Origin of the sequence: Bacillus sp. JJ1127 (genome assembly GCF_036965845.1) — a bacterium.
Lineage (GTDB): Bacteria > Bacillota > Bacilli > Bacillales > Bacillaceae_G > Bacillus_A.
This window is the reverse complement of record NZ_JBALQK010000252.1, coordinates 1-5,950: the sequence shown is the minus strand read 5'-3', so window position 1 is coordinate 5,950 and position 5,950 is coordinate 1. Positions and strand designations below refer to the sequence as shown.

The window sequence follows — 5,950 nt, the reverse complement described above, 5'->3', positions numbered from 1 at the left end:
CTTTCGCTGAATTTTGAGGTGGGAGTATTACTGTCCGCAAATAGCGGGATAAATTTTTGGGTCAAATAAAGCAAAACCGTCATTAGTGAATAAAGTTACTAATGGAGGGCTACACGAATCGGGTTCTTACTGCCTGTTTGAGCGGGATAAAAAAGGATAGGAAGATGAGAGGAGGTAGGCATAGGAGTACTGGACAAAGGTTCGGTATATTCTTTTTCTATAAATGAAAAATTTCCTGTGCTAATAAATAATGAAACGAGCAAGAATTATTTATAACCCTACTTCTGGTCGTGAGCTATTTAAGAAAAGCTTGCCAGAAGTACTACAAAAATTAGAACAAGCTGGATATGAAACATCTTGTCATGCAACAACTGGACCTGGAGACGCGACTGTGGCGGCGAGGCAAGCTGCGGATCGCAAGTTTGACGTTGTCATCGCAGCAGGTGGTGACGGTACGTTAAATGAAGTGGTAAATGGTTTAGTAGGAAACGAACATCGTCCGAAGTTTGGGATTATTCCAGTTGGAACGACAAATGATTTTGCACGTGCAATCGGTGTGCCTCGTTCTATTGAAGATGCCGCAGATATTATTTGTGAAGGTAAGACAGTTCCGCTAGATCTTGGTAGAGCGAACGATACATATTTTATTAACATTGCTGGTGGCGGACGTATTACAGAATTAACATATGAAGTACCAAGTAAGCTAAAAACAGTACTCGGACAACTTGCTTATTATTTAAAAGGCATTGAAATGTTACCATCCCTACATCCAACATATGTTGAGATTGAGTATGATGGAAAGTTATTACAAGAAGAAATTACGATGTTTTTAATTACGAATACGCGTTCAGTTGGCGGGTTTGAAAAAGTAGCTCCATATGCGTCTATTAATGATGGTTTATTTGACTTATTAGTGCTGAAAAAAGGTTCTATTGCTGATTTAATTAAAGCGGCAACACAAGCCCAGCGCGGTGAGCATATTAATAATCCAAAAGTTTTATATACGCAGGCGAATCGTATTAAAGTTCATTCACCAGATAAATTAATGATTAACTTAGATGGTGAATATGGCGGAGACGCACCGATGGAATTTGAAAATATATATCATTGTCTTGAACTATTTGTTCCTGAACATAAAGAGGATGTCCTATAAAGGCATCCTCTTTATATTTAGCGAAAAATAATGGAGATTGTTATACAATTGGAGCCATTTCAGAGGCGGGTGATTGTCAAACGTTAGCGCCGCTTGCTTATCTTGTGTTAAATCTAGTCCTGGTGAATGAATTTGGAAACAAAGGAAGTCTAATGCATAAATAAAATAAGTTTATAAGGACTTAAAATAAGTCTTTATAGACTTATTTTATATGTCGAAATACGAAGAGAATTAGAAGGACATTGCATTTATAAGTTGGCATACATCTTGCAATAGAAAAAAGAAAATTAATTGCATAGAAAAGGATGGGAGAAATGATGAATACAAAAAAGTATGCCAAAGTAAATGAACAAATTCCAGGGCCGAAAGCATCTTCTTTATTAGAACGTCGTCAAAATATTGTACCAAGAGGTGTGAGTAACGGTATTTTAACATTTGTACAGTCAGCAGATGGTGCGCTTGTAACAGATGTAGATGGAAATCAATTTATCGACTTTGCAGGAGCAATTGGAACGATTAATGTGGGACATTGTCATCCTGCAGTTAAAGAAGCACTTCATAAACAAGTAGATCAATATATTCATACTGGTTTTAATGTAATGATGTATGAACCTTATATTGAGCTAGCAGAGAAGCTTGCTACGTTAGCCCCTGGAAGTTTTGATAAACAAGTACTATTTTTAAATAGCGGTGCTGAAGCAGTTGAAAATGCGGTGAAAATTGCTCGGAAATATACGAAAAGACCTGGCATCATTGCGTTTTCAAAAGGATTTCACGGTCGTACATTGATGACAATGACGATGACAAGTAAAGTAAAGCCTTATAAATTCGGGTTCGGCCCATTTGCTCCAGAAGTATATAAAGCACCATTCCCATATGAATACCGTCGCCCAGAAGGGTTAACAGACGAACAATACGATAACTTTATTATTGAAGAATTTAAGAACTTCTTAATATCAGAAGTTGCCCCAGAAAGCATAGCGGCCGTTGTAATGGAGCCTGTTCAAGGTGAAGGTGGTTTCATTGTTCCAAGTAAAAAGTTTGTGCAAGAAGTACGTCGTCTTTGCTCTGAACATGGCATTTTATTCGTAGCTGATGAAATTCAAACTGGCTTTAGCCGTACAGGAAAATATTTTGCAATTGACCATTATGATGTAGTTCCAGATTTAATTACTGTTTCCAAATCATTAGGTGCAGGGGTTCCAATTAGTGGCGTCATTGGCCGAAAAGAAGTGATGAATGAAGCGGCACCAGGAGAGTTAGGCGGAACATATGCTGGAAGTCCATTAGGATGCGCTGCGGCACTAGCTGTTCTTGATGTAATAGAAAAAGAAAAATTAAATGATCGAGCTATGCAGGTCGGGAAAGTTGTGATGGATCGATTTGAAGAGATGAAAAACAAATATAATTGTATTGGTAATGTCCGTGGTTTAGGAGCGATGTGTGCATTTGAGCTTGTTAAAGACCGTGCAACAAAAGAGCCTGATAAAGCATTAACAGCAAATTTATGTGCAGAAGCGAATAAGCGTGGATTACTTCTATTATCTGCAGGAACATATGGGAATGTAATTCGTGTACTAATGCCATTGGTTATTACAGATGAACAATTAGAAGAAGGACTTACAATTATTGAAGATTCTTTGCAAGCGTGTTTTGAGCAAGCAGATATAGCTCGTGTATAAATAATAGAATCATCTATAACATATTTGCGACCATTCTCGTTTACTTCGTAAAAAGATACAGAAAATTCCCTTAAATAATGATTTCACTTTATAATGAAATGTAAGAGGTATTAAGGTGAAGAAATGGACTTGAATTTGAGGAGTGGCTGGAATGGTTGCAGAAAAGGAACGAGCATTTATGGATTTAAAAGATGTATTTGAATATGCTTTTGACGAGATTTTTGTAACAGATGAGGAAGGCACTGTTGTCCGTGTAAATAGTACATGTGAAAGACACTATCAATTATCTGCTGAGGAGCTAGTAGGTAAGCATGTAAAAGAGTTACAAAAAGAAGGGATTTTTTATCCATCTGCGACATTAGAAGTAATTGAGAAGAAAAAGCCAATTGAACTTGTTCAGACAACGAAGTCAGGAGAATATTTACATGTTCGTACAAGGCCTGTATTTGATGAACAAGGGAATTTACGAAGAGTAATTAGTTATTCACGTGATCTTACTGAACTCTACCAATTACGAAGAAAGGTAGAGGAGATGGATAATCAGTTAAAGACATATAAAAAAGAGTTAAGAGAAACGTATGAGTATGAAGGGCTTATTTTTAAAAGTGTAGCTATGCAAAAAATTGTTACAACAATCAAAAAAGTATCCGTAGTAGATAGTACGGTTCTTATTTTAGGTGAGACCGGAGTAGGAAAAAGTAGACTAGTACGTCATTTGCATGAAGTAAGTCATCGGAAAAATGAAATGTTTTATGAAATTAACTGTGCGGCATTACCGACAAATTTAATTGAATCGGAACTATTTGGTTATTCAGGTGGTTCATTTACAGGGGCAAACCGTGAAGGAAAAAAAGGAATTTTAGAGTTAGCTCATAAAGGGACCCTTTTCTTAGATGAAATTGGTGAAATGCCGCTTGAAATTCAAGCGAAGCTGTTACAAGTATTACAGGAAAAAACATTCCGTCCAGTCGGAGGCAGGGAACTGAAAAAGGTAGATGTTCGTATTGTGGCAGCTACGAATAGAGATTTAGCTGAAATGGTAAAACAAGGGACGTTTCGGAAAGACTTATATTACCGTTTAAATGTAATACCTATTCAAATCCCTCCACTTCGCGAGAGAACGGAAGATATTTTGCCGTTAATCTATCACTACTTACAGCACTTTAATGAAAAGTATGGACGCGATGTGAAACTAGCTCCTAGTACTTTACAAATGTTTGTAGGGTACCCTTGGGAAGGAAATAATAGAGAAATAGAAAACGTAATTGAAAGGATTGTCATTACTGCAGATGATGTTGTCACGATAGAAGATTTACCATTATCTATGCAGGAATCAACAGTCGAGCAGTCTGGTCAAAGCCTCTATAAAATGTTAGAAGAAGTAGAACGAAATATCATTCTTAAAGCGTATAAAACACATGGATCAAGTTACAAAGTAGCAGAGTTTTTAAAAATAAGTCAATCTGCAGCTACTAGGAAAATTAATAAATTCATAAAGGAGGAAGAAAACATTGAATAAAAAAGCGACTTATGTAAATTTAGATCAAAAAGCGATGTATATAAATGGGGAATGGATTCAATTACAAGAGCAAATTGAAATTAATAATCCAGCGACGCAAGAAATATTTGCAACTGTACCAAAGGGTGGAGTTACGGAAGCGAAGCAAGCAGTTGATGCTGCACATGAGGCTTTTAAATCCTGGTCAAAATTAACAGCAGCTGAGCGTGCAGAAAAGTTAAAAAAGTGGTTTGTACTAATTGATGAAAATAAAGAAGAAATCGCAGCGATTATGACAAAGGAACAAGGAAAGCCGTTCGCGGAAGCACTTGGGGAAGTAAACTATGCAAATAGTTTTGTAGAGTGGTATGCAGAAGAGGGAAAACGAGTATACGGCGAAATGATTCCAGCTTCTCATCCGAATAAACGCATTTTAGTAACGAAGCAACCAGTTGGCGTTATTGCAGCGATTACACCATGGAATTTTCCAGCGGCGATGATTACGAGAAAGGTGGCACCAGCACTTGCAGCAGGTTGTACAGCGGTTGTGAAACCGGCAAGTCAAACACCATTAACTGCATTGAAGTTAGCTGAATTAGCACATGAAGCGGACATTCCAAAAGGTGTTTTAAACATTGTAACAGGTAGTGCAAAGGCAATTGCAGATACTTGGATGGATGATGGGCGTGTGAGAAAGGTTTCATTCACAGGATCAACTGAAATTGGAAAAGAGTTAATGTCTGGTGCTGCGAAAACGATGAAAAAAGTTTCACTTGAGCTAGGTGGGCATGCTCCGTTTATTGTAATGAACGATGCGGATTTAGATAAAGCGGTAGAAGCAGTGATTGGTTCGAAATTCCGTAACGCTGGACAAACATGTATATGTACAAACCGTGTATTCGTACAAGAAGCAGTGTACGGAGAATTTACAGAGAAGTTTCAAAAGGCAGTAGGTCAGCTTAAAGTAGGAGATGGATTTGGGGAAGGTACGACTGTAGGGCCGCTTATCGATGCAAACGCTGTAGAAAAAGCACAGGAGCATATTGAAGATGCAATCCAAAAGGGCGGTGAAATCCTCTATGGAGGCAAAACACTTACAGAGTTAAATGGTCATTTCATTGAGCCAACTGTAATTGGAGGCGCAAACGATACAATGTTATGTATGAATGAAGAAACGTTCGGCCCAGTTGCGCCTGTTGCAAAATTTGAAACGGTAGAAGAAGTCATTGAACGCGCAAATAATACACCGTACGGTTTAGCTGCGTATGTATTTACAAAAGACATTAGCCAAGCATTTCAAATTAGTGAAGCATTAGAATATGGAATTATTGGCTTAAACGATGGACTTCCATCCGTTGCACAAGCTCCGTTTGGTGGATTTAAAGAAAGTGGTATTGGTCGTGAAGGCGGTCATTTTGGAATCGAGGAGTATCTAGAAATTAAATATATTTCATTAGGGTTATAATATATATACATCAATTAAAAAACCGACATAAAACCCCTCTTTTTAGGTGGGAGAGAGCATCTATTCATGCATAGAAGCGGTCAGGGCCTTTTTCTGCCACATGCGAAGTAAAAACAGAAAGAGCAAACGAGTGTAGGTTACTTTTTATTCTG

At 37.7% G+C, this 5,950-nt stretch carries 4 protein-coding genes; all 4 read left to right on the top strand.

Annotation, left to right across the window (positions count from 1 at the left end; genetic code table 11):
- Positions 1-247 precede the first annotated feature (247 nt).
- Positions 248-1,153 (top strand): diacylglycerol kinase, encoded by a 906-nt coding sequence (locus V7183_RS21385; protein ID WP_335360763.1) that lies wholly within the window; start codon positions 248-250, stop codon positions 1,151-1,153.
- Positions 1,154-1,470: 317 nt separating this feature from the next.
- Entirely contained in the window at positions 1,471-2,835 is a 1,365-nt protein-coding gene (gabT, locus tag V7183_RS21380) for a 4-aminobutyrate--2-oxoglutarate transaminase (RefSeq protein ID WP_335360762.1), read from the top strand.
- A 151-nt stretch (positions 2,836-2,986) separates the two neighbouring features.
- The gene (locus V7183_RS21375; protein ID WP_097894925.1) at positions 2,987-4,354 is read left to right on the top strand and encodes a sigma-54 interaction domain-containing protein; all 1,368 of its coding nucleotides are present in this window, start codon (positions 2,987-2,989) and stop codon (positions 4,352-4,354) included.
- Entirely contained in the window at positions 4,347-5,798 is a 1,452-nt protein-coding gene (locus tag V7183_RS21370) for an NAD-dependent succinate-semialdehyde dehydrogenase (protein ID WP_335360761.1), read from the top strand. The genes V7183_RS21375 and V7183_RS21370 overlap by 8 nt, the downstream gene beginning before the upstream one ends.
- Positions 5,799-5,950: the final 152 nt, after the last annotated feature.

Excerpts from the sequence above, each read along its gene's own strand:
- gabT (WP_335360762.1), top strand. The coding sequence starts at position 1,471 with ATGAATACAAAAAAGTATGCCAAAGTAAATGAACAAATTCCAGGGCCG.
- V7183_RS21375 (WP_097894925.1), top strand. The coding sequence starts at position 2,987 with ATGGTTGCAGAAAAGGAACGAGCATTTATGGATTTAAAAGATGTATTT.